This is a genomic window from Gluconobacter japonicus, assembly GCF_015244665.1.
Taxonomy (GTDB): Bacteria; Pseudomonadota; Alphaproteobacteria; order Acetobacterales; family Acetobacteraceae; genus Gluconobacter; species Gluconobacter japonicus.
This window is the reverse complement of sequence record NZ_JABCQN010000003.1, coordinates 207,974-232,104: the sequence shown is the minus strand read 5'-3', so window position 1 is coordinate 232,104 and position 24,131 is coordinate 207,974. Positions and strand designations below refer to the sequence as shown.

Below are 24,131 nucleotides of genomic sequence, written 5' to 3'. Positions count from 1 at the left end.
GACTTACAGACGCCATCCGGAATGGATAGCCGCAATTCCACCAGAGAGATTGCGATACTGCACGCGCTCCAGACCAGCATCACGCATCATCTGAGCAAGCGTCTCCTGATCCGGGAACATGCGGATGCTTTCCGCAAGATACTGATAACTGCCCGCATCCTTGGCGATCAGTTGCCCCATCTTCGGCAGAACCTTGAAAGACCACGTATCATAAACAGGTGACAGCGCAGCAATTTCAACGCGGGAAAACTCAAGACAGAAGAAACGCCCGCCCGGCTTCAGCACACGACGCGCTTCTCGCAGGACAGCGTCCTTGTCCGTGCAATTGCGCAAACCAAAAGCAATGGTCACACGATCAACGGAGCAGTCAGGCAGAGGAATCGCTTCCGCATCTACAACGCAGACTTCGATCTGGCCAATCAGCCCCGCCTTGATGGCGCGGTCACGGCCGACGGACAGCATGGCGGAGTTGATGTCGGACAGGATGGCCGGACCACCACCGGAGCGCAGCCAGCCAAACGTGATGTCACCCGTTCCACCCGCCAGATCCAGCAGCTTCATGTTCGGGCGCGCACCAAGCATTCCTACAAAAATCCGCTTCCAGACGCGATGGATACCCAACGACATGACATCGTTCATGATGTCATATTTGCCAGCGACGCTCTCAAACACCTCCCTGACCATGGTCTTCTTCTGGTTCCGCGGGACATTGCGGTAACCAAAATCCGTGGTGTCTCCGGTCTGCTCGGAAGACGGGAAGGGCGGGACGTTATGTTCAGCGCTATCGGTCATGGGGCAATCGATATATCTTTGTGTCCAGTCATGCCAGAGCTTCCAGAAGTCGAAACCGTTATGCGTGGGTTCCGCACCGCCTTCCAAGGGCAGCGGATCCGTCACGTTACCGTCAACCGCCCTGACCTCAGATGGCCATTTCCCTTGGATCTCCGGGAAAGGCTGGAAGGACAGGACGTGCTCTCCTTTCATCGTCGCGCGAAGTATATTCTCATGCGCGTCGGGAACGGCACGAGCATGATGCTGCATCTGGGAATGTCCGGCAGACTGCTCCTTGGACAGTCCGGTATGAACACGACTCCGTCCAAGCATGAACATCTGGTGCTGGAAACAGAGAACGGTGCCCGCGCGGGCCTCGTGGATCCGAGGCGATTTGGGATGGTGGATCTTGTTGCAACAGATCAGGAAAACGCGCACCGCCTCCTGAGCGGTCTCGGCATTGAGCCGCTCTCGGAAAGCATGACAGGCCCGTATCTGCACAGCCTCATGCAGGGCAAGCGCACTCCGATCAAAACGGCTCTCCTTGATCAGCGGCTCATCGTAGGTCTCGGCAATATCTATGTTTGCGAAGCGCTGTTCCGCAGCCACATCCACCCCACCCGCATGGCTATGTCTCTTAGTAAAAGGGAAGCGAACAGCCTCGCCGCTTCCATACAAGCCATTCTGACAGAGGCCATTGCGTCTGGAGGGTCGTCTTTAAGAGACTATGTTCAGGCCGATGGCACAAAGGGCGGCTTTCAGGACCTGCACCTTGTTTACGGACGGGAGGGAGAGGCATGCTTAAAGTGCGGGACAGGTTATCCTGTTTCACGCATCACACAGGCAGGTAGATCCACATTCTACTGCGCAAACTGCCAGAAATAAGGAAGACTCTGCGCAGACGCCCCGTGTGTATAAAATGTGCAAAACGCTTGACGTCTCCGTTCATGACGGGTAGAGGGCGCCAATCATTTTCCGCGACAAGACCGCTAACTGAACCGAAAGATCCATGGCAAATACAGCTTCTGCCCGTAAGCGCATCCGTCAGAACGAACGCCGCCGCGAGCGCAACGTGGCCCGCGTGTCCCGTATGCGTACCTTCATCAAGAAGGTCGAACAGGCTATCCAGTCTGGCGACAAGACGGCTGCTGCCGAAGCATACAAGGTTGCACAGCCTGAAATGCAGCGCGCTGCTGGCAAGGGCGTCGTCGCAAAGAACACGATCAGCCGCAAGCTGTCCCGTCTGTCTGCCCGCATCAAGGCTCTGGCAACCGCCTGAGCCTCTTTGCAGGGTATGAACTGAAGAACGCGCTCCCCTCAGGGAGCGCGTTCTTTTTTGACCATACTGCAAGACCTCGCCTCGGCACCTCTGAACCTTTCGTGTTCCAGCTTGCTTCGATCTGGGCAGAAGCCTATCCTGCCAGATCAAGCTCAGTGCCAGAGGCTTTGTTTTCTCCGGTAAGCGTTCGCTTTATTTGAAGCGCCACCCAATCCTGTGTGGACGTTCTCCGTTGGAAGCATATCCACCCTGCGTGCAGGGAACCATGACAGACGCCCCATCGTATCTGGGGCAGAAATGAAAGGGGGTATCATAGGTGGAAAACGCTCAGTATCTGGACGCCAGCGCCTCCGCCCCCGGCTCGGCGGATCTTCTGGAAGCTTCCTGGCACAAAGTTCGTGAAAAGCTGAAGGGCGAAGTCGGCGAAGTCGAATATCGCACATGGCTGCGCCAGATCGTTCTGGGGCCAATCGAAGACGGCGAACTTATCCTGTACCTACCGACCCGTTTCCTGCGGGACTGGGTTCGCAGCCAGTACGAAGAGCGCCTTCAAACGCTTTGGCGCACCGAGCGTGCGGATGTGCAGGGTATTGAACTCCAGGTCAAACGTGGCCTGCCCGAAGTTCCCCCGTCCGCCGATATTGCAAGCGACAGCGTCGTTGAAGAAGTCACAGCTCAGGTCGCGGTCAGCCACGAAGTTCGCAGCGATCTTGCCGTTCCCCTGGATCCAAGGTTTTCCTTCGATAGCTTCGTCGTGGGCAAGCCGAACGAATTTGCCTATGCCTGCGCCCGCCGTGTGGCTGAAAAGCCGTCCAGTCCCGGCTTCAACCCACTTTTTCTTTATGGCGGTGTCGGCCTTGGCAAAACGCATCTCATGCATGCCATCGGCTCGGAACTAACGAAGACGGGGAATGTCTCGGTTGCCTATATGTCGGCCGAGAAGTTCATGTATCGCTTCATCGCAGCCATCCGCTCCCAGTCCACCATGGAATTCAAGGAGCAACTGCGCTCCGTTGACGTTCTGATGATCGACGATCTTCAGTTCCTGATAGGCAAGGACAACACGCAGGAAGAATTCTTCCATACGTTCAATGCTCTTGTTGATGCCGGACGTCAGATCATCGTCAGCGCGGACAAGAGCCCATCTGATCTGTCTGGTCTTGAAGATCGCCTGAGAACACGCCTTGGCTGTGGCATGGTTGCGGACATTCACGCCACAACCTTTGAACTCCGCATCTCCATTCTGGAAGCGAAGGCCAAGGCGTCCGGCACGCATGTTCCATCCAAGGTGCTGGAATATCTGGCTCACAAGATCACGACAAACGTGCGTGAGCTTGAAGGCGCACTGAACCGCCTAATTGCCCATGCTGATCTGGTCGGCCGGCCAGTTACACTCGATACGACTCAGGATGTCCTGAAGGACATGCTCAAGGCTCATGACCGTCGCGTGACGATCGAGGAAATTCAGCGCAAGGTTGCGGAACACTGGAATATCCGCCTGACGGACATGTCTTCTGCACGCCGCGCCCGGGCTGTAGCCCGTCCGCGCCAGGTCGCCATGTTCCTTGCCAAGCAGCTGACCAGCCGATCCCTTCCGGAAATCGGGCGCAAATTCGGTAACCGTGATCACACGACCGTTATGCACGCCGTAAACCGCGTTGCAGAACTGATGGAGCAGGATACGTCTTTCGCAGAAGACGTCGAACTGATGCGCCGGATGCTTGAGGGCTGAGTAGGAATGACAACCCGCTATCGGTACCTTTCACCGCAAGCGGGTGTCTGCTAAGAAACGGCAAAACTTAAAGATTGCCGACCCAGGGAAAAAAACGATGAAATTCAAGGTTGACCGCACCCTGCTGCAACGGGCCCTGGCGCATATTCATGGCGTTGCAGAAAAGCGGAACACCATTCCCATCCTTGCGAACGTCCTGCTGTCCTATGAAGGGGATATTCTTCGCCTGACGGCCACGGATATGGAAATTGCCGTCGTCGAAGACGTCGTAGCCACAGGTGAGCGCCTTGGTTCTACAACCGTTCCCGCTGCTGTGTTGTTCGAGATCGTTCGCAAGCTGCCAGATGGCGTGGAAATCGAGTTTGACCACCCGGAAAGCGATGCGCCGCTTGCCCTGCGCGCCGGCCGCTACGCCACCAGCCTGAACGTCCTGCCGGTTGATGATTTCCCAGCCATGGTGGCAGGAGATCTTCCGCACCGTTTCCGCATTCCAGCGGCGACACTCCGCGGGCTGATAGACCGTACCAAGTTTGCGATTTCCAATGAGGAAACGCGTTATTATCTGAACGGTATCTATCTGCATGTCGCAGAAGGCGGAACGTTCCCCATGCTGCGAGCTGTCGCTACAGACGGTCATCGTCTGGCTCGCGTCGAAACAGAGCTACCTGAAGGCGCTCTCGGCATGCCGGGCGTCATCATTCCGCGCAAGACAGTCGCCGAACTTCGCAAGCTCCTGGATGAAGGTGCTGCGGACATTGAAGTGTCCCTGTCCGATACCCGCATCCAGTTTCAGGCTGGTCCCGTCCTGTTAACGTCCAAACTGATCGACGGCACCTTCCCTGAATACGAGCGCGTTATTCCCAAGGGCAATGACCGTATCCTCCGCACGACGAAGAAAGATTTCGCGGCGGCCGTCGGTCGTGTGGCAGCCATCAGTCAGGAGCGCTCGCGCCCCGTCAAACTGTCCGTCACGCACAATATGCTGACGCTTTCCGCCATCAGCCCGGACCAGGGTGTGGCACACGAGGAACTGGACGACAGCACAGTTACCTATGATGCGCCACCGATCGAAATCGGCTTCCAGGCCCGTTACCTGACGGACATCACAGACCAGATTGACGTTGAAGTCGAGTTTGCTTTTGCAGATAGTTCCGCCCCAACGCTGGTGCGCGATACGGCGTCTCCGTCTGCCCTGTATGTTCTGATGCCGATGCGGGTCTGATCGGCCCACATTGAGACTGACACGCCTGGCCCTGACGGATTTCCGGAACTACCGGCATTCTGTCTGGAAGCCTGAGACAAACATTTCAATCCTGACCGGCGAAAACGGGTCAGGGAAAACTAACCTGCTGGAAGCTGTGTCGCTTCTGGCACCAGGGCGCGGCCTTCGAAATGCGCCCCTTCAATCCCTGTGCCGAACAGAGGCCTCTCAGTGGGGCGTAGCGGCCACGTTGAACCATGGTCTTGACCAGACCCTGCTTGGGACGGGCGCCGATCTTTCCGAAAACAGCAGACGCTCTTTCAGGCTGGACGGCGCAAGCGTCCGATCTCAGGCGGAGATCGCGCAAGTATTTTCATGCGTCTGGCTGACACCACAAATGGATCGCCTGTTCCTGGAAGGTGCCAGCGGCAGAAGACGCTTTCTGGATCGTCTGGTTATGGCGCTGACCCCGGACCATGCACGTCAGATGGCGGCCCATGAACGCTCGGTTTCAAGCCGAAACCGCCTTCTGGCAGATCGCCCCAACGAAACCCTTTGGCTGGCCTCTCTTGAAGACTCCATCGCTCGACATGCTGTTGCCGCCTGCGCTGCCCGACTTTCCCTTGTGGAAAGCATGAACGCCCATCCTTTTTCCGGTAGCGACTTCCCGCAGAGCGTTCTCAGTCTGAATTGCGACATTACCCGGAAACTCATGAGCGCTTCCGCACTACAGGTGGAAGACTGGCTAAGGGCAAAACTGCGCGACAGTCGGACCGAAGATCGCACGCGCGGCAGCACGTCCGTCGGTGCCCACAAAGCAGATTTCCTTCTTTCTGACGCAAGAACCGGTCGCTCAGCCGAGCTTTCAAGCAGCGGTCAGCAAAAAGCCATGCTGATTGGTGTTGTCCTGAGCCATGCTGCGCTGATCGAGCAGAGCAGGGGGGATGCGCCTGTCATCCTTCTGGATGAACCGCTCCTTCATCTGGACGAACCCCGGAGAGATGCTCTTCTTGTCAGCCTGCTAAACCTCAATACGCCAGTCCTATTAACCGGGACAGATGCCGAACCCTTTTCGGCTCTCACCGGAAAAGCCGGATTTTTCAATGTTCAGGATGGGCATATCCAACCTGCATAGCGTGCGTGCTCTGGCCTCACAGGCTTCGACGCGCTATAATTAAGACAATAATTTTTCAGAGTTCCACGGAGACCGCCTCGCGCATGTCAGAGACCCAGAACCAGCCGGAGATTCCAGGCGCAGACGGTGAAGATTACGGCGCCTCCTCTATCTCGGTACTGAAGGGACTGGACGCTGTCCGTAAACGCCCTGGCATGTATATCGGTGACACGGATGACGGTTCCGGCCTTCATCACATGGTGTTCGAAATCATCGATAACGCCGTTGACGAAGCCCAGGCCGGTCACGCTACCCGCTGTATCCTGACATTGAACGGAGATGGATCCGTCTCTGTTCGCGATGATGGTCGTGGTATCCCGACGGACATGCACCCTGAAGAAGGGATCAGCGCAGCCGAAGTCGTGCTGACCAAACTTCACGCAGGCGGCAAGTTCAACCAAAACTCCTACAAAGTTTCCGGCGGTCTGCACGGTGTTGGTGCGGCTGTCGTGAATGCCTTGTCAGAATGGATGGAAGTTCGGATCTGGCGTAACGGGCTCGAGCACAAGATCCGCTTTCAGCATGGTGAGCGTGACGAAGCCCTAAGCGTTGTCGGCCCATCTGACGAACCCCGCGGAACACTCGTCACATTCAAGCCGAGCAAGCAGACTTTTACCAAGGTGGAGTTCGAGTTCTCCATTCTGGAACGTCGCGTCCGCGAACTGGCCTTCCTGAACTCCGGAATGGAAATCATTCTTCGTGATGAGCGCCATGCCGAAAGCAAGGAGGTCCGCTTCTTCTATGAAGGTGGCCTGAGCGCATTCGCAGAGTGGCTTGATTCCTCCAAGACCTCGATCGTCACACCGCCGATCACGGGTGAGATCGACCATGTCGAAAGTGGCATTCGCGTCGAGTTCGCCCTGACGTGGAACGACAGCTACCACGAGACAATGCTGTGCTTTACGAACAACATCCCCCAACGGGATGGTGGCACACATCTAGCAGGCTTTCGTCAGGCCCTGACGCGCGTGGTCGGCAAATACGCTGAGAGCGTTGCCAAACGTGAATCAGGCTCCCTGACGGGCGAAGACATGCGTGAAGGCATGACGGCAGTTCTTTCCGTTAAGGTGCCGGATCCCAAGTTCTCGTCCCAGACCAAAGACAAGCTGGTTTCCTCTGAAGTTCAGCCGGTTGTGCATGCAACAGCGGCGGATGCGATTGCCCACTGGTTTGAAACGCATCCCAAGGAAGCCAAGGCGATCGTCGCCAAAATCATCGATGCAGCCAGCGCCCGTGAGGCTGCGCGCCGTGCCCGTGAGTTGACGCGCCGCAAGGGTGTGCTGGACGTCTCCTCGCTGCCGGGAAAACTGGCAGACTGCCAGGAACGCGACGCCTCCAAGGCCGAAATCTTCATCGTTGAGGGTGACTCCGCAGGTGGTACGGCAAAGCAGGGGCGTGATCGCCGCTTCCAGGCTATTCTGCCTCTGCGCGGTAAGATCCTGAACGTTGAACGCGCACGCTTCGATCGTATGCTGGGCTCGGCCGAAATTGGCACACTCATTACGGCGTTAGGCACCGGTATCGGACGTGGCGAAGTGGATCAGGGCGGTTTCTCAGCCGAAAAGCTGCGCTACCACAAGATCGTCATCATGACTGACGCTGACGTGGACGGCTCCCATATCCGTACGCTGCTGCTGACGTTCTTCTTCCGCCAGATGCCGGAACTGATCGAACAGGGTTATCTCTATATCGCTCAGCCGCCGCTCTATCGCGCAAAGCGTGGCCAGGAAGAGCGTTATCTGAAGGATGATGCCGCTCTTGAGCAGTATCTTCTGGATAAAGCGCTGGCAAATGCCTCCCTGCGCTTTGGAGACAATCTGGAACTGACAGGCGATGCCCTTCAGGAGGAAGTCCGCTTCCTCATCGCAGCAGCCCAGAACCTGAAAAATATTGCCACCAAGATCCCGGTCTGGGTACTCGAACAGGCCGCAATCGCACGCGTTCTGGAACTTGACCCGACAACAATTGGCGATCGCATCCCCGACTTCCAGCGCCGCCTTGACGAAGCATCCGCTGAGAACGAGCGTGGCTGGAAAGTCTCTCTTTCCAGCACCGGGGTTGAGTGTGCGCGTTCGGTTCGTGGCGTCAGCGAAATCTATCGTCTTGAACAGAGCGTTCTCAAATCCGCAGAAGCCCGCTGGCTGGCCTCGGAAGGGGAACGTCTGGCACGAGACTTCGCCACCCCCGCTATTCTGCGGCTCGATCAGAACGAGCAGAAGCTGTTTGGTCCGTCCAATGTCATGGACCGGATTTTCGCACAGGGCCGCCGCGGCCTGACGATTAACCGCTTCAAAGGCCTGGGCGAGATGAACGATGAGCAGCTCTGGCACACAACGCTCGACCCATCGACCCGGACCCTGCTTCAGGTGAAGATTGGTGACGTCGAAGAAGCGGGGCAGGTGTTCTCGACCCTCATGGGAGACGTGGTGGAGCCGCGCCGTGACTTCATTGTCGGAAACGCCCTGAAAGTGGCCAATCTTGACGTTTAAGACACTCCGAGCGCTGGCTGGAGCAGGTTTCCTGCTTCTGTCCGGCGTTTCCACGGCTCATGCGGCAGCCGGTCAGGTCAACACGTCTTACGCGGTTTATCTGCGCGGACTGCATGTGCTTGATACAGATGTATCCTATCAGATCGAGCACTGGGGCTACGGCGGAACCACCCATATCAGACCAGCAGGTATGATCAGCTGGTTCGTCAAGATGGATATCCGCTCTCGCGTAGAAGGAGATTTCGTCGAAGGCGGGAACGTCAAACCCATTCGGTATGATAGCGGGGGCATGTCGCGCGGGCAGCATCGTCGTGTTTTGCTCACCTATAATGGCAACACCCCACATGTTGATATTCTGGAACCCGTTGAAACAGACCGGGACCCCATACCAGACAGCGACTTGCCTCATACGATTGATACGCTGAGTGGCATGGCTCGCCTGCTGGAGACGTTGACGCAGACCGGACATTGTGACGGTTCTGCCGTCATTTTTGACGGGCTACGTCTGACAAAAATGACGGTTCACGGTCCGACACAGGCGGACATCCCGAGAACGCATAAACAGGCTTATGCTGGAGATCCGTCGCTCCGCTGTGATTTTATCGGTCAGCAGGTCGCAGGGTTTATCAAAGACTCTCCAAATCGGGCGAAACTGGCCACCCCTCAGCCTGGAGCGGCCTGGTTCAGGAATGTTGAAGGTATCGGGCTAGTCCCCGTCCGGATCGAGTTCAATCATCCGAAGCTGGGACATGTTACTGTTGTTATGCAGAACCCGCTTCCACCTTCAAAATCAGCTGCAACCATTTCGCAATAAACGGCAATCCGAAGTGATGGTGTAGCGCTCAACCATCGTTTGACGAACTGGCGCGGTTTGGATACCCGGGACGGAACATGACCAATATCGCACGCCACACCACAGCCATCATCCTTGCCGCGGGCCTCGGCACGCGCATGAAGTCCCGCCTTCCCAAGGCTCTGCAACGTCTTGGAAACCGTCCCATGATCACACATCTGATCGAGACTGCCCGCGAAGTCTTTGACGATGTGGTTGTGGTGGTTGGGCCTGATATGCCCGAACTTGAAAAAGTGGTTTTGCCCTACCGAACGATCGTGCAGACCGACCGTCTGGGAACGGCGCACGCCACCAACATGGCAAAAGACCTGTTCGGTGACGGTGACATTGCCGTCCTGTACGCCGACAATCCCCTGATCACCGCAGACACAATGCGCAAGCTCACGGCAGCCCGCCAGACCGGGGCAAGTCTCGCACTCCTTGGAATGCGTCCTGTTAATCCCGGTCGTTACGGTAGAATCGTTGAAGAACAGGGACGTGTCAGTCGGATCGTCGAATTCAAGGACGCAACCGAGGACGAGCGTCAGATTACGCTGTGCAATGCAGGCGTCATGTGCGCGGGTGCCAATGATTTTCGGACATGGCTTGCAGCCGTCGACAACAACAACGCACAAGGTGAATATTACCTGACGGATGTTGTCGCCATGGCCGCCACACAGGGGCGTGTTCAGTGTGTCGAGGCTCCTGAAAGCGAACTCGCAGGCGTTAACTCCCGAAGTGAACTGGCACAGGCAGAAGCCACACTCCAAGCACGCCTCCGGGCCGCTGCCATGGAAGCGGGTGTAACGCTTGTCTCTCCTGAGACCACCTTCTTGAGTACAGACACGATTTTGGAAGCGGATGTGGTGGTTGAACCAAACGTCTTTTTCGGGCCGGGCGTGACAGTCCGCAGCGGCGCGTTGATTCGGGCGTTCTCACATCTTGAAGGATGCACAGTCGGTGAGGGCTCCATGATTGGCCCCTATGCCCGTCTGCGTCCCGGAACGGTCTGCGCCGCAGACACGCATGTCGGAAATTTTGTCGAACTCAAGAATGTTGATCTCGGTCGCGGCGCAAAAGCTAATCACCTGACCTATCTCGGGGATGCGTCCGTCGGCGCGGAAACCAATGTTGGGGCAGGGACCGTGACCTGCAATTACGATGGATATTTCAAGCACCGCACCATCATCGGTGAACGCAACTTCATCGGGTCGGACTCCATTCTCGTGGCCCCCGTCACGATTGGAGACGACGCACTGATCGCTGCGGGAAGCACCATTACGGAAGATGTTCCGGCAGAAGGTCTGGCGTTCGGACGCGCCCGTCAGATTGTCAAACAAGGTCGCGGCCTTGAAATCAAACAGACCCTTAAAGCCAAAAAGGAGCAGGGCTGATGTGTGGAATTTGTGGCGTTGTAGGCCATCGTCCAGCCACCCCGATCGTTTTCGAAGCGCTGCGTCGGCTTGAATACCGCGGTTATGATTCTGCCGGAATCGCGACCCTGTCCGCCGACGGCACCATTGATCGCCGTCGCGCAGCTGGCAAGCTCGATAATCTCGAAGCTGTTCTGAAGGCTGAACCCCTCAGCGGAACGACAGGCATAGGCCACACGCGGTGGGCCACTCACGGCGCACCGACAGAAACCAACGCTCATCCGCACGCTGCTGGCCGGGTCGCAATCGTCCATAACGGAATTATCGAGAACTTTGCCACACTAAAGGCCGAGCTCGAAGCACAGGGCCGGATTTTCCTGTCTGATACGGATTCAGAGACCGTCGCCCATCTGGTTGATTTTTATCTGGATCAGGGCAAGACGCCGCGGGACGCAGCTTTTGCTGCCATCAAGCGTCTTGAAGGCGCGTATGCGATTGCCATCATTTTTCAGGGCCATGACGGCCTGCTGATTGGCGCCCGTCATGGTGCTCCTTTGGCTGTAGGCTACGGCGAAGGCGAGATGTTCCTTGGCTCCGACAGTCTGGCTCTCGCTCCCTTGGCAAGCCGTATCACCTATCTGGACGATGGCGACTGGTGCGAACTGACGCCTGGCAATGTCATCATCTTCAATGGCGAAGGTCAGGAAGTCAGCCGCCCGATCCAGAACATTGCGTTCATGGCCGGGCAGGTCGGCAAAGATGGCTATCGCCATTACATGGAGAAGGAACTGCACGAGCATCCGGTCGCTATCGGCCAGACGCTTCAGCGCATCACGGACCCTGCCTCCAAGACCATCGCATTACCGGCCATGCCGTTTGACCCGGCTCAGGTTCCTCGCATCACCATTACAGCATGCGGTTCCGCTTTCTATGCTGGCATGGTCGGGCGGTACTGGCTTGAGTCTCTGGCCCGTGTGCCCGTCGAAATCGATGTAGCTTCCGAGATGCGCTATCGGGACGCGCCACAGCCTGACAAAGGGGTTGCACTCCTCATTTCCCAGTCCGGTGAAACGGCAGATACGCTCGGCGTTCTGCGTAGCCTGAAGAAGGCCGGGCAAAGTATCGTGTCTGTTCTGAACGTCGAACATTCAACGATGGGACGTGAGAGCGATCTGGTTCTGGGGATGGTTGCTGGCCCGGAAATTTCGGTAGCTTCCACTAAAGCTTTTACAGCACAACTGTCTGTTCTTGCAGCTCTTTCCATCGACTTCGCACGCGCACGGGGTACGATCGATAAGGCTCGCGAAGAAAACCTAACAGCAAACCTCCTCGATCTTCCGTCCCGTGCAGCTGAAGTCTTCACGCGGGTTGAGGCCATTCAGGCCATGGCGCGTGTTATCGCAGAAGCCAGAGATGTCCTGTATCTGGGGCGCGGCATTTGCACGCCAATCGCTTATGAAGGCGCCTTAAAACTCAAGGAAATCAGCTACATCCATGCAGAAGCTTATGCTGCGGGTGAACTGAAGCATGGCCCGATCAGCCTGATTGACCGGACCGTTCCTGTCGTGGCGATCGCACCCTCCACCATCCTGTTCGACAAAACCCTGTCCAACCTACAGGAAGCCAAGGCGCGTGGTGGGCGCATTCTGGCCTTTACAGATGCGGCGGGTGCAAAACGCCTTGAAGGCATTGCAGAACATATTGTTGTACTGCCGGATGTAGATGCTTTTGTTGCTCCCATTCTCTACGCAATCCCCGTCCAGATCCTCGCTTACGAGGTCGCATTGCTGAAGGGCACGGATGTGGACCAGCCTCGCAATCTGGCTAAATCCGTCACGGTGGAATAAGGACATTTTCTTCCGGTTGGTGGGGCTTTCCAAGACGGTTCATTTCGCGGAGGATAGCCCCTCAACACATGACGTGAATGGGAGAAAAAATCATGGGTGGCGATGCAGCTTTATCAGGTGGAACCGTACATTCCGGTCTCACCTTGGCCGCATCTGAGATTGCCGCCCGTGATACTTTTCTGAACCGGTTAAGAACTGAAGGATTTGAAGGGGACATCACCCCACAAGTTTCGGCACGGCTGGTGGCAGCCACTGACAACAGCATCTATCAGCAGCTTCCTGTTCTGGTCATTTATCCCAAAACTCTTGAAGATCTGAACCGGGCGGTTCTTGCGGCTGCCGGAGGACATCTGACACTTGCGATACGTGGTGGCGGGACAGGCACCAATGGCCAATCCCTGACGTCCGGGGTCATCGTTGATGTAGCCCGCTATCTTGACCGTATTCTGGACTTCGATGCCGAAACCGGCCTGGTCACAGTCGAGCCTGGTGTCGTCCTCGCTAGACTGAATGCATTCCTGAAGCCGCACGGCTATTTTTTCCCTCCGACGGTTTCAACCGCAACCCGCGCTACGATCGGAGGCATGGTCGCTACTGACGCGTCGGGCAAGGGGTCGCGCCTCTACGGCCGCACGTCCGATTACATCGAGACAATGGACGTCGTATTGTCCGATGGGTCTGACCTACATGTCGGGAAGATTTCACAAACCGACCTGAAACAGGCTGAATCACGAGAGGATCTGCCCGGACGCATCTATCGTGAAGTTCATCGCGTCATCACGGAACAGGCTGACGAAATCCGTCGCGTTTTCCCGGATATGAACCGTGGGCTCACAGGCTATAACCTGCAGAATATTCTGCTTGAAGACGGACAGTTCAGTCTCGCTCGGCTGCTCGCAGGCTCGGAAGGGACACTCGCTCTGACAAAGCGCATGGTGCTGCGCGTGCGACGTCTCCCAAAGTTCAGACAGCTTCTGGTCGTCCGCTATGCCAGTTTCGATCATACGTTACGAGACGTGCAGACCCTCCTGCCAGCCAACCCTTCGGCTATCGAAGTGCTGGATGACCGGGTCCTGGAAAAAGCAGCGCAGGATATCGTCTGGCAGTCTCTTGAAAGTGTTCTGGGAGCGCGTTCAGAAGTCCCGGTTCGAGGGATGAGCTTTGTCGAATTCGTGGGAGATGATGCTGCTCATCTGCATCAGCAGATGCAGGAAGCCGTGACTCTTCTTGAGAATTCTTCCTTTGAGGTCATTGATTATAAACCTGTTTCAGATCAGGAGATCATCAATCAACTCTGGACTCTGCGGGAAAAATCCGTTGGGCTCCTGGGGCAACCGGATGGTCACAAACAGGGCGTGGCTTTTGTCGAGGACACAGCCGTTCCGCCTGAAGCCCTTGCAGATTATGTCGCTGAATTCCGCGCGATCCTCGACCGGTATGATCTGTCCTATGGCATGTTCGGACATGCTGATGTTGGATGTCTGCACGTTCGACCCTTCCTAGATATGCTTTCCGAAAAAGATCGGGCCCTGATCCGACCAATTTCAGACGCTGTCGCAAACCTCACCAAGAAACATGGCGGATTGCTATGGGGGGAACACGGGCGAGGTTATCGCGGAGAGTTCTCTCCTTTGTTCTTCGGGGAAACGCTTTTCAAAGAGTTGTGCCGGATTAAGGAGGCCTTTGATCCTGAAGATATTTTCAACCGTGGAAAGCTCGCCCCAGTCGGAAAACTTCATCCCGTGGACCGCATCGATGGCGTCCCATTCAAAGGTGAATTCGACGAGCAAATCTCTGATGATTTCAGAGAAAATTTTGGCCTTGCCGTTAGCTGTAACGGGAATGGCGCCTGTTACAATCGTGAGCCAGATATGGCGATGTGTCCGTCTTACAAGGCAACGAAGGACAGAACCCAGTCGCCTAAAGGCCGCGCAACACTTCTGCGGAGTTGGGCACGCCTGAACGCACTGCCAGATGATGCTTCCGACAAGAATGCTCTGCCAGAACTGACGGCAGAACTTAAAGCCTCGCTTGACACCTGTCTGTCCTGCAAGGCCTGTGCGACCCAGTGTCCGATCCGCGTGGATATTCCCTCCATGCGCTCCAAGTTTCTGGATCTGTATTTCCAGACACGGCAACGCCCGATGCGAGATTATCTGGTGTACTGGCTGGAGCCACTTCTTGGGATTGGGCGACGGATGCCACAAATCGCCAACGTCCTGATGCAAAATCCAATTTCAACCAGCCTTCTCAAAAGAATTGGGCTGGTCGATTTGCCAGCACTCAAACCGGCCACTCTCCCACGCACAGCACGTCTGACACAGAACTGGCTTCGACAAGCCACAAAGAATGATCGCTCTGTCGTGCTGATTCAGGATTCCTTTACCGGTAGCTTCGATGGTGGCGTCATCGAAAGTGCATACCAGCTTTTGTCGTCCCTTGGCATGGACGTGCGGATCACGCCCGTGTGGGATAACGGCAAGGCACGGCATGTCCGGGGCTTTCGCAAGGGATTTGCCTCCACGGCACGCGAAACCCTGCGGCAACTCCGTAACATCAGCCGCCATAATGTGGCCGTTGTTGCCCTTGATGCCGCAACGGGATTGATGTTCGAGCAGGAATATCAAGACGTTGCAGGCATGGAGCCCGTTCCTGCGGTGCTCTCCCTGGAAGGTTTCCTAAAACGCCAAATCGACAAAGGCATACTGGCAGAGAAGTCGCCTGCAGGAGACAAGGCGCCTTTGACTGTTATTTCGCATTGTACGGAACAAGCCGTTCGCCCCGGCAGTGCGCAGGACTGGGCCACAGTTTTGCAACATCTTGGTGTACGGGCTCAGGCTGGCAAAGCTGGCTGTTGCGGTATGGCTGGTCTGTTCGGCCACGAACGAGAGCATGCAGATCTTTCGGCAGCCATTTTCGAGCAGAACTGGGCAGCGAAAGGCGATGTTCTGGCGACAGGTTTCTCTTGTCGCTGCCAAGGAAAGAGGCTTGCAGGAAAACGCCCTGCACATCCCGTGGAAATTCTCTCCGCACAACTTCACAACAAGACAACAAAAAGCCAAACAAACATATGAAATTAAATAATTTTATTGGCTACAAAAAGCTCTCTTCTACCCTATCTTTTTCAACTTTATCCTTGCTGTACCTTCTACTGGCCATTCGGGTTTCATCCCTCTGGCCGAAAACATCTGATCAGGCTTCTTATTTTCTCGCGGGCCTGGATGCACTCCGGGGGAACTGGCGTCTCAAGGGCTGGGTTCTGACACCTCCCGATTTCTGGACGTCAGATATTCCCCTGAGCGCAACCTTAGCCGCGTTCTGGTATGCTCTTGGCCATCCCGCGAGAAGCCCGTTTCTGCTGATGGTACAACCCGCCATTCTCTGGACTGGCGTCGTAGTCTCCGCCTTTGCTGTAGTTTTTCTGCGGCTCCCGGATCGTCAGTCCCGCTTGGGAGCCGCTGCACTTCTTCTGCCAGTGCTCGCATTCCCGCTCCTGCGCGCCCCAACGGCCTATTTCATCACGCTCTCGGCTATCCACATGGGCGTGCTGATCTATGGAGTGTGGGCTTTCCACTGGGCTGACCGGTTCCTGTCATCTGGCTCCTGGCGGTCGCTGCTCATTATGGCACTTCTTCTCTGCCTTGGCGTTATCGGGGACCCGTTACTGGCTATCACGGGAGCAGGATCGCTGCTTTTATATGCCGCTCTGGCAAGAGAACTCCCCAAGAAACATCGTTTCCTTATGGCAGGCGCCACACTTGTGGCCGTTATGCTGGCAAAAACCCTCCTGCATCTTAATGCTGCAACCGGAGGTTTTGAAACCGAACCGCTGGAGACCCGATTTGCGCCCTGGGAGCAGTTGAGCAGCAATTTTTTCACAACATTCCGCTCCATTCTACTCGTCTATGATGCCGATCCTTCTGGTCAGGTCGTTAGTGCAGTGCTTCCGGAATGTCTGCGTCTGGCACTTGTCGTTCTGGCCCTAGCCGGAGCCTATCGAGTGGCCAGGACAGCCTGGGCGAGTGGGGGCCGGAATACTCCCTTCTGCTCTTTCCTGGTTGTATCCGCACTGCTGGACTTTATCGCACTGGCCGTCAGCAACCGTATTGCGCTTGACGGAAGCCCGGTAGCTATAGCGCGCTACCTTTTCCCTCTCTGGCTTGATCTAGCCTGCATTACCGCACTTGTCTGGCCCACACGACGTATGGCCATCAGTATTTCGATAGCCGTGCTGGCGGTAACGCTCATCACAGATTACCGAACTCTCCCACCATACTCGACAGGGATCCTCAGCACGGAAGATAACCAGCTTCTCAGCCGGCTGGAAAAAGACTTCCCTCCTGATGGAATTGGCACCTGGTGGAGTTCAGGCAATCTCGAAGTGGCATCGCTGGGGAAAATTCATGTGTATCCGGCGATGATACAGGGCAACGGAACGATTGCTCCATTCGTACATATTCGCAAACACATGGACTGGCACTCTTTGGATGGCAAAGCGTTCTTCATCGTCATCCCCCATCCCGAGGAAACCTTCAACGAGGCCGGCGCCATCAAAACTTTCGGCGCTCCCGCAGCCCGTGTCACAGAGGGCCGATACACCATTTTGCTTTACAACGCCGATCACCTTCCTGCGCGAGCCTCCTGACCGTCCGTAAGAGGTGTGTTACACCCATCGCGGTTTTTCTGAGGGGGCAAACATGACAGAACCTCACATTCTGGTTCGTGGAGCCGGGGTGGCCGGCATGGTCACCGCCGTTGCTCTTGCCGAGTGCGGCGCCCAGGTCACTGTGTATGATGCTGGTGGTCGCATAGGGGCGGGAGCCTCCTGGTTTGCGGGCGGGATGCTTGCTCCATGGTGCGAGGCAGAGTCAGCTCCCGATGAAGTCACCCAAGACAGCTTATCCTCGCTAGACTGGTGGAAAACCCATGTCCCGGATGTAGTGCAGGCCGGGAGTCTCGTAGTAGCTCCTCCGCGTGACACCCCTGAACTTACGCGCTTCGGGCGCAGAACGAGTCACTTCGAGACAATCGGCGTTGAGCGCATCAGAGCCCTTGAACCCGATCTGGAAGATCGCTTCGACAGAGCGTTGTTTTTCGCGGAAGAAGGACATGTTGATCCGCGCAAAGCGCTGGTAGCCCTTGGAGACAAGCTGGCTCACCATGGTGGAATAATCGTCTCCAACGCTGCGATTAATACGGCCTCTTTTGACTGGATCGTCGACTGCACAGGTGTCGCCGCACGGGAGACGCAGAAAGATCTGCGAGGAATGCGTGGAGAGATGGTGCTTCTGCGCTGCCCCGAGATCACACTTCACCGTCCGATCCGAATGCTGCATCCGCGTATTCCGGTTTATATCGTTCCGCGTGACAATTCGGTCTTTATGGTCGGCGCAACGATGGTGGAAAGCGATGATACCCGAGCCATCACCGTCCGCGCCATTACGGACCTTCTGAATGCCGCCTACACGCTTCATCCAGCCTTCGCCGAGGCTGAACTGCTGGAAGCCAATGCCGGACTGAGACCGGCTTATCCGGATAATGTTCCCCGCGTCCGGCGAGAGGGCAACAGGATTTCCCTTAATGGCATGTACCGTCACGGGTTCCTGTTATCTCCTGCGCGTGCAAGGGAAGTCTGTGAGATCATTTTCGGAACAGATCGGGCCTGAACCCTTTCTTCCTCATACAGCCCTGGATGGGAGAGACATCATGCAGATCACCGTCAATGACGAACCCAGAGAGGTTCATGCCCGGACCCTTGGAGCCATTCTTGATGAACTCGGCTACGGGAAAGCCCGTGTCGCTACGGCTCTGAACGGTTTTTTCGTTCCTGCAACGCAGCGCAGTGTCAAGGCTGTGGACGAGGGGGCCGTCCTCGAAATTCTGGCCCCGATGCAGGGAGGCTGACGCATGAAATTCTATGGCACCGAACTGTCCTCACGCCTGATGCTGGGGACAGCACAATATGACAGTCCGGCCATTCTTGCCGATGCGGTTAAAGCCGCTCAGGCTGGCGTCGTGACCGTATCCCTTCGCCGTGAGTCTGCGGGCGCTCAGGCGGGGCAGGCGTTCTGGTCCCTGATCCAAAGTCTGGATGTCCCCGTTCTGCCCAATACGGCTGGCTGCCACGGTGTCCGTGAAGCGGTCACAACGGCCCAGATGGCCCGCGATGTCTTTGGAACCAACTGGATCAAACTCGAAGTCATCGGGCAGGGCGACCTGCTCCAGCCAGATGTGTTCGGACTTGTGGAAGCAACCCGCATTCTGACGGAAGACGGGTTTCAGGTATTCCCCTACACGACGGAAGATCTGGTCGTTGCGGAACGCCTTCTACGAGCTGGTGCGGAAGTTCTCATGCCTTGGGGCGCACCGATTGGCTCGGGCAGGGGCCTGAACAACCTTTTCGGCCTGCGGGCTCTGCGTGGACATTTCCCGGATGTGCCCATGGTCGTGGATGCCGGGATCGGTAAGCCATCCCATGCGACCGCCGCCTTCGAACTGGGGTTCGATGCCGTACTGATCAACACAGCCGTCGCCAAGGCTGGCAATCCGGCAGAGATGGCAAAAGCTTTTCGTCTGGCGTGTGAAGCCGGTCTGGCAGGGTATGCGGCAGACCTTATGGAAGAACGTGATATGGCGGTGCCCTCGACCCCGACACTGGGTCTGGCCCGCACTCTTGGTGGAGAAATGCTCTGATGTCCCGTTTGCCTTCGAAGATTTATCCGGTTGTTGACCATCCCCGCTGGGTTGAGCGTCTTGGGGGGGCGGGTGCACGCTTCATTCAGCTTCGCCTCAAGGATCTTCCACCCGAAGAATTACGCGCCCAGATCGAAACCGCGCAGGAACTCGCCGTACGCCATAATGTCGCCCTCGTGCTGAACGATTACTGGGAACTAGCAATCGAACTTGGCTATGAATGGCTGCACCTGGGACAGGAAGATCTTGATACCGCTGATCTTGATGCCATCCGACAGACAGGCATCCGCCTTGGTATCTCGACCCATAGCCATGAAGAGTTGCAACGCGCTCTGGCCTGCAAGCCGGATTATGTTGCGCTTGGTCCAATCTGGGAAACGAAACTGAAGAAAATGGCGTTTGGTCCTCAGGGCATTGAACGTCTGACAGAATGGCGGGAACTGTGCGGTGACGTTCCTCTGGTCGCCATCGGCGGCATAACGCTCGAACGTCTGCCATCCTGCCTGAAGGCCGGAGCGGACAGCGTGGCGGCCGTCAGTGATTTTATTCGCGTAGACGACCCGGAAAGTCAGGTGAAACAGTGGCTTGCAGCCGCTGACACATAATTTGAAGACAACGCTATCTTACAGCGGAAACGCTCTCTAGGATGGTATTCGAACTAAAAGGGTACGGAATACAATGATGGTGACAGGGCTTGCAGCCGTTCTTCTCGCAATTGCGTTCCTGCTCACGCTCGTCAGCATCATTCAGCCTCTGGCCAAACGGCTTGAGATTTCCGAAACGGTCCTGCTTGCCCTCGCTGGTATTGTTCTGGGCGGGGCGGCATCGCTCATTGTGCGCTCATCCGCCACAGACCTGCTGGATGGAGCGGCTGAAGCCCTGATCTATTTTCCGATCAACAGCGAAGCCTTCCTACTGATCTTCCTGCCCATTCTGGTCTTTCAGGGTGCCATGGCCATTGACGTAAGACGTCTGGCGCATGAAACGGCCACTGTTCTTCTACTGGCCGTTGTCGCGGTTGTGGTTTCAACCGCGACGATCGGCTTCGCGCTCTACCCGTTTGCTGGTCAGAGCCTTGTTGTCTGTCTTCTACTAGGCTCTATCGTCGCCACGACCGACCCATCTGCAGTGGCCGGCATCTTCCGGGAAATCGGCGCTGCGTCACGACTGACGCGTCTTGTTGAAGGCGAGGCACTCCTGAACGATGCAGCGGCCATCGCAATCTTCGCCATCCTGCTGGCCTCGGTCACCTCACACCGACACATCCATCTGGGTGAGGCCGTTGTTGATTTCGCGTCTGCCTTCGGCGGCGCAATCGTTGTGGGTGTCTGCCTGGGTCGGCTGACACTGCTCCTGATCGCAGGTCTGGGTGGCGCACCTGCCGCAGAAATCACACTCACACTCGCTTTGCCCTACACGGTCTATATCCTGTGTGACGAAATGCTCGGCTTCTCCGGCGTGGTGGCAACAGCTGCTGCTGGCCTGACAGTCTCTGCTTACGGACCCTCGACATTCCGTCCGCAGGTCTGGCGGTTTCTCAACGACCTCTGGCAGCAACTGGTCTTCTGGGCCGGTTCACTCGTGTTCCTGCTGGCGTCCATGCTGGTACCACGCCTGCTGATCGGCATGACCCGCTGGGACTGTGTACTGATCCTGATCGCCAGTGTGGCCGGGCTACTGGCTCGCGGCGCCGTTGTGTTCGGCCTGCTGCCCATCCTTGCTTTCACAAAGCTTTCCCCACCAGTACCAACACCGTTCAAGGCTACCATGGTCTGGGGCGGTCTACGCGGCGCCATCACGCTGGCGTTGGCGCTGGCCGTGACGGAGAACCAGAGCGTCTCCAGCCCGGTTGCCCACTTCATCGGTATCATCGCAACGGGCTTCGTTCTGATCACGCTGCTGGTCAATGGCACGACGCTGCGTTCTCTTGTGTTGTTCCTGAAGCTCGATCAGCTTTCACCAATTGATCAAGCTATTCGTCAGCAAATTCTGGGCATTGGTCTGGGCGAAGTTGCAGAACGTACCCGCGTCATGTCCGACGAACTGGGATTCAGTGAGCAAACACGCATTGGCGTCATCAGCCGCATTGAAAAGCGCGCAGAAAAGGAGAGGGCGGCCAATAATTTTGAATCTGCCCTGAGTGACCGGGCCCGCGTGAATATCGCGCTTATCACAATAGCCAATCAGGAACGCTCTCTACTTCTGGATCTCTTCCGCATCCAGGGCCTGTCACGTCGTGTGATGGAGACGCTTCTCCGCACTGCCGAGGCCATGTCTGATGGCGCCCGTCTTGAAGGACGGTATGGATACGTCAAAGCCCTGAAGCGCCGCCTCCAGCCACCTTTACGCTTCCGAATTGCTCAGGATCTGCACAGTCGCTTCCATTTCGATGAGCCACTGATGTATGCAATGATGGAGCGCTTCGAAATGCTCATCATCGCACATCTGGTCTCCCTGTCGCTGCAACGCTTCGTCCGTCAGCGCATGGAACCAACACTGGGTCCACGCATTACGGAAATCGTGTCTGAAGTTCTTGGTCGTCAGCGCAAGCTGCTCGACGATGCACTGGAAACATTGCGTCTCCATTATTCCGGGTACTCAGAAGCCCTGGAGAGCCGGATTCTGCGCCAGATCGCCCTTCGTCTCGAAGACGAGGAGTACGACGCACTCCAGGCGGACAACCTGATTTCCGAAGAACTTCATAGGGAACTCCATCGCGATATCGAACGTCGGAGCGCGCGCCTCGAAGCGCCTTTGCGGTTCAACCTGAAAAGCGGCATCGAGCAACGTTTGAGGGCTTTTCCGGCGTTCAATGGCGTGCCCGATAGTGTTTTACACACACTCTCCCGCAAGGTGGCGATGCGTTTCGTGTCTCCAGGGGAAGTGCTGTTCAAGCGCGGACAGAAAGTCCGAACCGTTTACGCTCAGGTGGCAGGACTGGCGGAAGTTCACCTACCTGAAAGGGAAATCCTGTTCGGGAGCGGGGATCTTATTGGTGCGGCCAGCGTCATTCGGAGCGAGCGTATGCCCGGTACAGTGCGCGCCCTTCAGTTCAGCCACTTGCTGGCCATTCCCAAGCCTGTCTTTGAGCGTCTGATCCACGACTACCCGATTGTCCAACGGCTTATTATCGCTCGCAGCAATAAGCGGGCAGACGGACTGCTGGACCCTTACGTCCTGCAAACGGCAGAAGGCGTCAGATTGGCTCCGTCACAGGATATGAGACGGATTGTCTCGCCCTGAAGGCACATTTTCCGGGGCCAAAAGGCTCCGGAACACAATTGAGCACATCAACAAAATCACCCCCGCAACCAAGCTGGCTCCACTGTGAAGGAGCCAGAAAGGAACATCTCCAATATGTCCGATCAGGGTTGAGAGCTTACCGATGGTCAGATTGGCCATAAAAAGATGAAGCGAGAAACAGGCTACGAAAATCGTATTCAAGCTCACCGGCGCAGCACGGGAATACATTGCCATTCCAATGGCATAGCTCATACTAAAGCCGATATCGTTGATAATATGAAAAGCCAGCCCCCAGAATAGGCTGATCTGATGAGGCTCAGGATAAAGCCATGATGCAAGCGCCAGAACAGCCGGGCCTGACGAGGCAATAAAAGTGCCTATGGCCACTTTGGTGATTTCTGCCGGGTCTGGCCTGTGTCGGGCATATATTCGCCAGAACCACAGTACGGAAATTGTCATCAAAGTGCTGATGAAACCATCGAACGAGACGAGACTGCTGACAGGGAACAGATGTCCGAAGAACGTCAGTTGATAATGCTCACGCCCCCACAACAGATATCCGTCAAAGATCTCATCATTTGGCAGCGCACCTAAAGCCAGCACCGGCAGCAACGCCAGCAGAAGGACGCTCGTTTTTTTCTCGCGGGATGTCAGGCGCGGGCGAGGGGATGAAGCCTTGAAAACCGTATCTTCTGGCAGCCAGCGACGCCCGAAGAGATAGACAACCAACCCAGTCAGCATCCCCAGACCAGCAGTCAAAAAACCCCAGTGCCAGGCTTTCATTGCCAACATTCCACAGAGGGCAGGCGACACAATAACGGCAGCCTGCACACCGAGAGAGTAGATCTGATAAGCGTCCGACCGCCGACGGTCATCAAGCTCATAAAGCGCACCAACCTGCGCCCGCAGTCCTCCGGCAGCTCCAATACCCAGCAGAAGAAAAACAACAGCCAGCACGAAGCTCCAGTCGAAAGACATCAGAATATGCCCGACGGTCATCAGAATGGCACCCAGAAGGATGGTCCGGGTTTTCCCCAGGAACCGGTCTGCCACAAAGCCTCCCAATAGGGGCGTCGCATAAACCAGAGCCAGGAAAAGCCCTGTTATGGCGCCAGCCGTCGCCTGAATCCCGACGGGAGCATAAAGAATGTCCAAAACGGCTTTTACAGCACCCATGCCCCAGACATTCTCAATATGTCCGGGCTGAAGAAGATGATCAGCCAGATACAGAACGAGAATGGACTGTAATCCGTAAAGGGAAAATGCGACCCATCCTTCCGTCAGGACAAGAACCCAAAGTCCCCTCGGATGACCGAAGATCTCCTTATGACGAGGGACGGCCAAGGCATCGATAACGGGATCATTAGGAAGCACTTCAGTCAAAGCAGACCTCGGAGGCGGGAGAGGAAAACCTTTCGTAGCGGTCAGCACGACGTAGGGTAAAGGGGAAGAGAAGAGCATTGGCAAAATGCCAATGCGAAAATCTGTGGCAAAATG

General features: G+C 56.3%; 18 protein-coding genes. 16 read left to right on the top strand and 2 right to left on the bottom strand.

The genetic code is table 11. The features are described 5' to 3' along the window. Positions 1-3: 3 nt before the first annotated feature. On the bottom strand, positions 4-792 hold the full coding sequence (locus HKD32_RS07505; protein ID WP_194257794.1) for a class I SAM-dependent methyltransferase: 789 nt from the start codon (positions 790-792) through the stop codon (positions 4-6). Between the two features lie 30 nt (positions 793-822). Between HKD32_RS07505 and mutM the strand changes: the two genes are divergently transcribed. The 16 genes from mutM to HKD32_RS07425 all read left to right on the top strand — a co-directional run bounded on the left by mutM (position 823) and on the right by HKD32_RS07425 (position 22,634). Beyond that, on the top strand, positions 823-1,656 hold the full coding sequence (mutM, locus tag HKD32_RS07500) for a bifunctional DNA-formamidopyrimidine glycosylase/DNA-(apurinic or apyrimidinic site) lyase (protein WP_082905373.1): 834 nt from the start codon (positions 823-825) through the stop codon (positions 1,654-1,656). 124 nt (positions 1,657-1,780) lie between these two features. Continuing rightward, positions 1,781-2,050 (top strand): 30S ribosomal protein S20, encoded by a 270-nt coding sequence (gene rpsT, locus HKD32_RS07495; protein WP_010501582.1) that lies wholly within the window; start codon positions 1,781-1,783, stop codon positions 2,048-2,050. Between the two features lie 316 nt (positions 2,051-2,366). Further along, positions 2,367-3,782, top strand: coding sequence for a chromosomal replication initiator protein DnaA (gene dnaA / locus HKD32_RS07490; protein ID WP_010501581.1), 1,416 nt, complete (start codon positions 2,367-2,369; stop codon positions 3,780-3,782). A 97-nt stretch (positions 3,783-3,879) separates the two neighbouring features. Continuing rightward, a complete protein-coding gene (dnaN, locus tag HKD32_RS07485) occupies positions 3,880-5,004 on the top strand; it encodes a DNA polymerase III subunit beta (RefSeq protein ID WP_194257793.1) in 1,125 nt (374 codons plus the stop codon). A gap of 10 nt (positions 5,005-5,014) precedes the next feature. Then, on the top strand, positions 5,015-6,118 hold the full coding sequence (recF, locus tag HKD32_RS07480) for a DNA replication/repair protein RecF (RefSeq protein WP_194257792.1): 1,104 nt from the start codon (positions 5,015-5,017) through the stop codon (positions 6,116-6,118). Positions 6,119-6,201: 83 nt separating this feature from the next. Then, the gene (gyrB, locus tag HKD32_RS07475; RefSeq protein ID WP_061933085.1) at positions 6,202-8,646 is read left to right on the top strand and encodes a DNA topoisomerase (ATP-hydrolyzing) subunit B; all 2,445 of its coding nucleotides are present in this window, start codon (positions 6,202-6,204) and stop codon (positions 8,644-8,646) included. Beyond that, positions 8,636-9,460, top strand: a complete 825-nt coding sequence (locus tag HKD32_RS07470) for a DUF3108 domain-containing protein (RefSeq protein ID WP_061933087.1) — start codon at positions 8,636-8,638, stop codon at positions 9,458-9,460. Before gyrB ends, HKD32_RS07470 begins: the two co-directional genes overlap by 11 nt. A gap of 77 nt (positions 9,461-9,537) precedes the next feature. Then, positions 9,538-10,872, top strand: a complete 1,335-nt coding sequence (gene glmU, locus HKD32_RS07465; protein ID WP_194257791.1) for a bifunctional UDP-N-acetylglucosamine diphosphorylase/glucosamine-1-phosphate N-acetyltransferase GlmU — start codon at positions 9,538-9,540, stop codon at positions 10,870-10,872. Next, positions 10,872-12,698: a glutamine--fructose-6-phosphate transaminase (isomerizing) gene (gene glmS / locus HKD32_RS07460; RefSeq protein ID WP_194257790.1), complete on the top strand. Its 1,827-nt coding sequence runs from the start codon at positions 10,872-10,874 to the stop codon at positions 12,696-12,698. Before glmU ends, glmS begins: the two co-directional genes overlap by 1 nt. 92 nt (positions 12,699-12,790) lie before the next feature. Further along, the gene (locus HKD32_RS07455) at positions 12,791-15,772 is read left to right on the top strand and encodes an FAD-binding and (Fe-S)-binding domain-containing protein (protein WP_194257789.1); all 2,982 of its coding nucleotides are present in this window, start codon (positions 12,791-12,793) and stop codon (positions 15,770-15,772) included. 62 nt (positions 15,773-15,834) lie between these two features. Further along, positions 15,835-17,343, top strand: coding sequence for a hypothetical protein (locus tag HKD32_RS07450; RefSeq protein WP_228118860.1), 1,509 nt, complete (start codon positions 15,835-15,837; stop codon positions 17,341-17,343). Between the two features lie 52 nt (positions 17,344-17,395). Continuing rightward, on the top strand, positions 17,396-18,364 hold the full coding sequence (gene thiO, locus HKD32_RS07445; protein ID WP_061933095.1) for a glycine oxidase ThiO: 969 nt from the start codon (positions 17,396-17,398) through the stop codon (positions 18,362-18,364). A 40-nt stretch (positions 18,365-18,404) separates the two neighbouring features. Next, entirely contained in the window at positions 18,405-18,602 is a 198-nt protein-coding gene (thiS, locus tag HKD32_RS07440) for a sulfur carrier protein ThiS (protein WP_010501562.1), read from the top strand. A 3-nt stretch (positions 18,603-18,605) separates the two neighbouring features. Beyond that, complete coding sequence (locus HKD32_RS07435) at positions 18,606-19,391, top strand: thiazole synthase (RefSeq protein ID WP_061933097.1); 786 nt, start codon at positions 18,606-18,608, stop codon at positions 19,389-19,391. After that, complete coding sequence (locus tag HKD32_RS07430; protein ID WP_010501559.1) at positions 19,391-19,996, top strand: thiamine phosphate synthase; 606 nt, start codon at positions 19,391-19,393, stop codon at positions 19,994-19,996. The genes HKD32_RS07435 and HKD32_RS07430 overlap by 1 nt, the downstream gene beginning before the upstream one ends. 73 nt (positions 19,997-20,069) lie before the next feature. Beyond that, a complete protein-coding gene (locus tag HKD32_RS07425; protein WP_034880361.1) occupies positions 20,070-22,634 on the top strand; it encodes a cation:proton antiporter in 2,565 nt (854 codons plus the stop codon). Here the strand turns inward: HKD32_RS07425 and HKD32_RS07420 are convergent. After that, on the bottom strand, positions 22,602-24,008 hold the full coding sequence (locus tag HKD32_RS07420) for a peptide MFS transporter (RefSeq protein WP_061933099.1): 1,407 nt from the start codon (positions 24,006-24,008) through the stop codon (positions 22,602-22,604). The genes HKD32_RS07425 and HKD32_RS07420 overlap by 33 nt on opposite strands. Positions 24,009-24,131 lie beyond the last annotated feature (123 nt).

What these genes read in the sequence shown, in the direction of transcription:
- thiS (WP_010501562.1), top strand. Translation starts at nt 18,405, where the DNA reads ATGCAGATCACCGTCAATGACGAACCCAGAGAGGTTCATGCCCGGACC.
- rpsT (WP_010501582.1), top strand. Translation starts at nt 1,781, where the DNA reads ATGGCAAATACAGCTTCTGCCCGTAAGCGCATCCGTCAGAACGAACGC.
- thiO (WP_061933095.1), top strand. Translation starts at nt 17,396, where the DNA reads ATGACAGAACCTCACATTCTGGTTCGTGGAGCCGGGGTGGCCGGCATG.
- dnaN (WP_194257793.1), top strand. Translation starts at nt 3,880, where the DNA reads ATGAAATTCAAGGTTGACCGCACCCTGCTGCAACGGGCCCTGGCGCAT.
- glmS (WP_194257790.1), top strand. Translation starts at nt 10,872, where the DNA reads ATGTGTGGAATTTGTGGCGTTGTAGGCCATCGTCCAGCCACCCCGATC.
- HKD32_RS07455 (WP_194257789.1), top strand. Translation starts at nt 12,791, where the DNA reads ATGGGTGGCGATGCAGCTTTATCAGGTGGAACCGTACATTCCGGTCTC.
- HKD32_RS07505 (WP_194257794.1), bottom strand. Translation starts at nt 792, where the DNA reads ATGACCGATAGCGCTGAACATAACGTCCCGCCCTTCCCGTCTTCCGAG.
- mutM (WP_082905373.1), top strand. Translation starts at nt 823, where the DNA reads ATGCCAGAGCTTCCAGAAGTCGAAACCGTTATGCGTGGGTTCCGCACC.
- gyrB (WP_061933085.1), top strand. Translation starts at nt 6,202, where the DNA reads ATGTCAGAGACCCAGAACCAGCCGGAGATTCCAGGCGCAGACGGTGAA.
- glmU (WP_194257791.1), top strand. Translation starts at nt 9,538, where the DNA reads ATGACCAATATCGCACGCCACACCACAGCCATCATCCTTGCCGCGGGC.
- HKD32_RS07430 (WP_010501559.1), top strand. Translation starts at nt 19,391, where the DNA reads ATGTCCCGTTTGCCTTCGAAGATTTATCCGGTTGTTGACCATCCCCGC.
- HKD32_RS07425 (WP_034880361.1), top strand. Translation starts at nt 20,070, where the DNA reads ATGATGGTGACAGGGCTTGCAGCCGTTCTTCTCGCAATTGCGTTCCTG.
- HKD32_RS07435 (WP_061933097.1), top strand. Translation starts at nt 18,606, where the DNA reads ATGAAATTCTATGGCACCGAACTGTCCTCACGCCTGATGCTGGGGACA.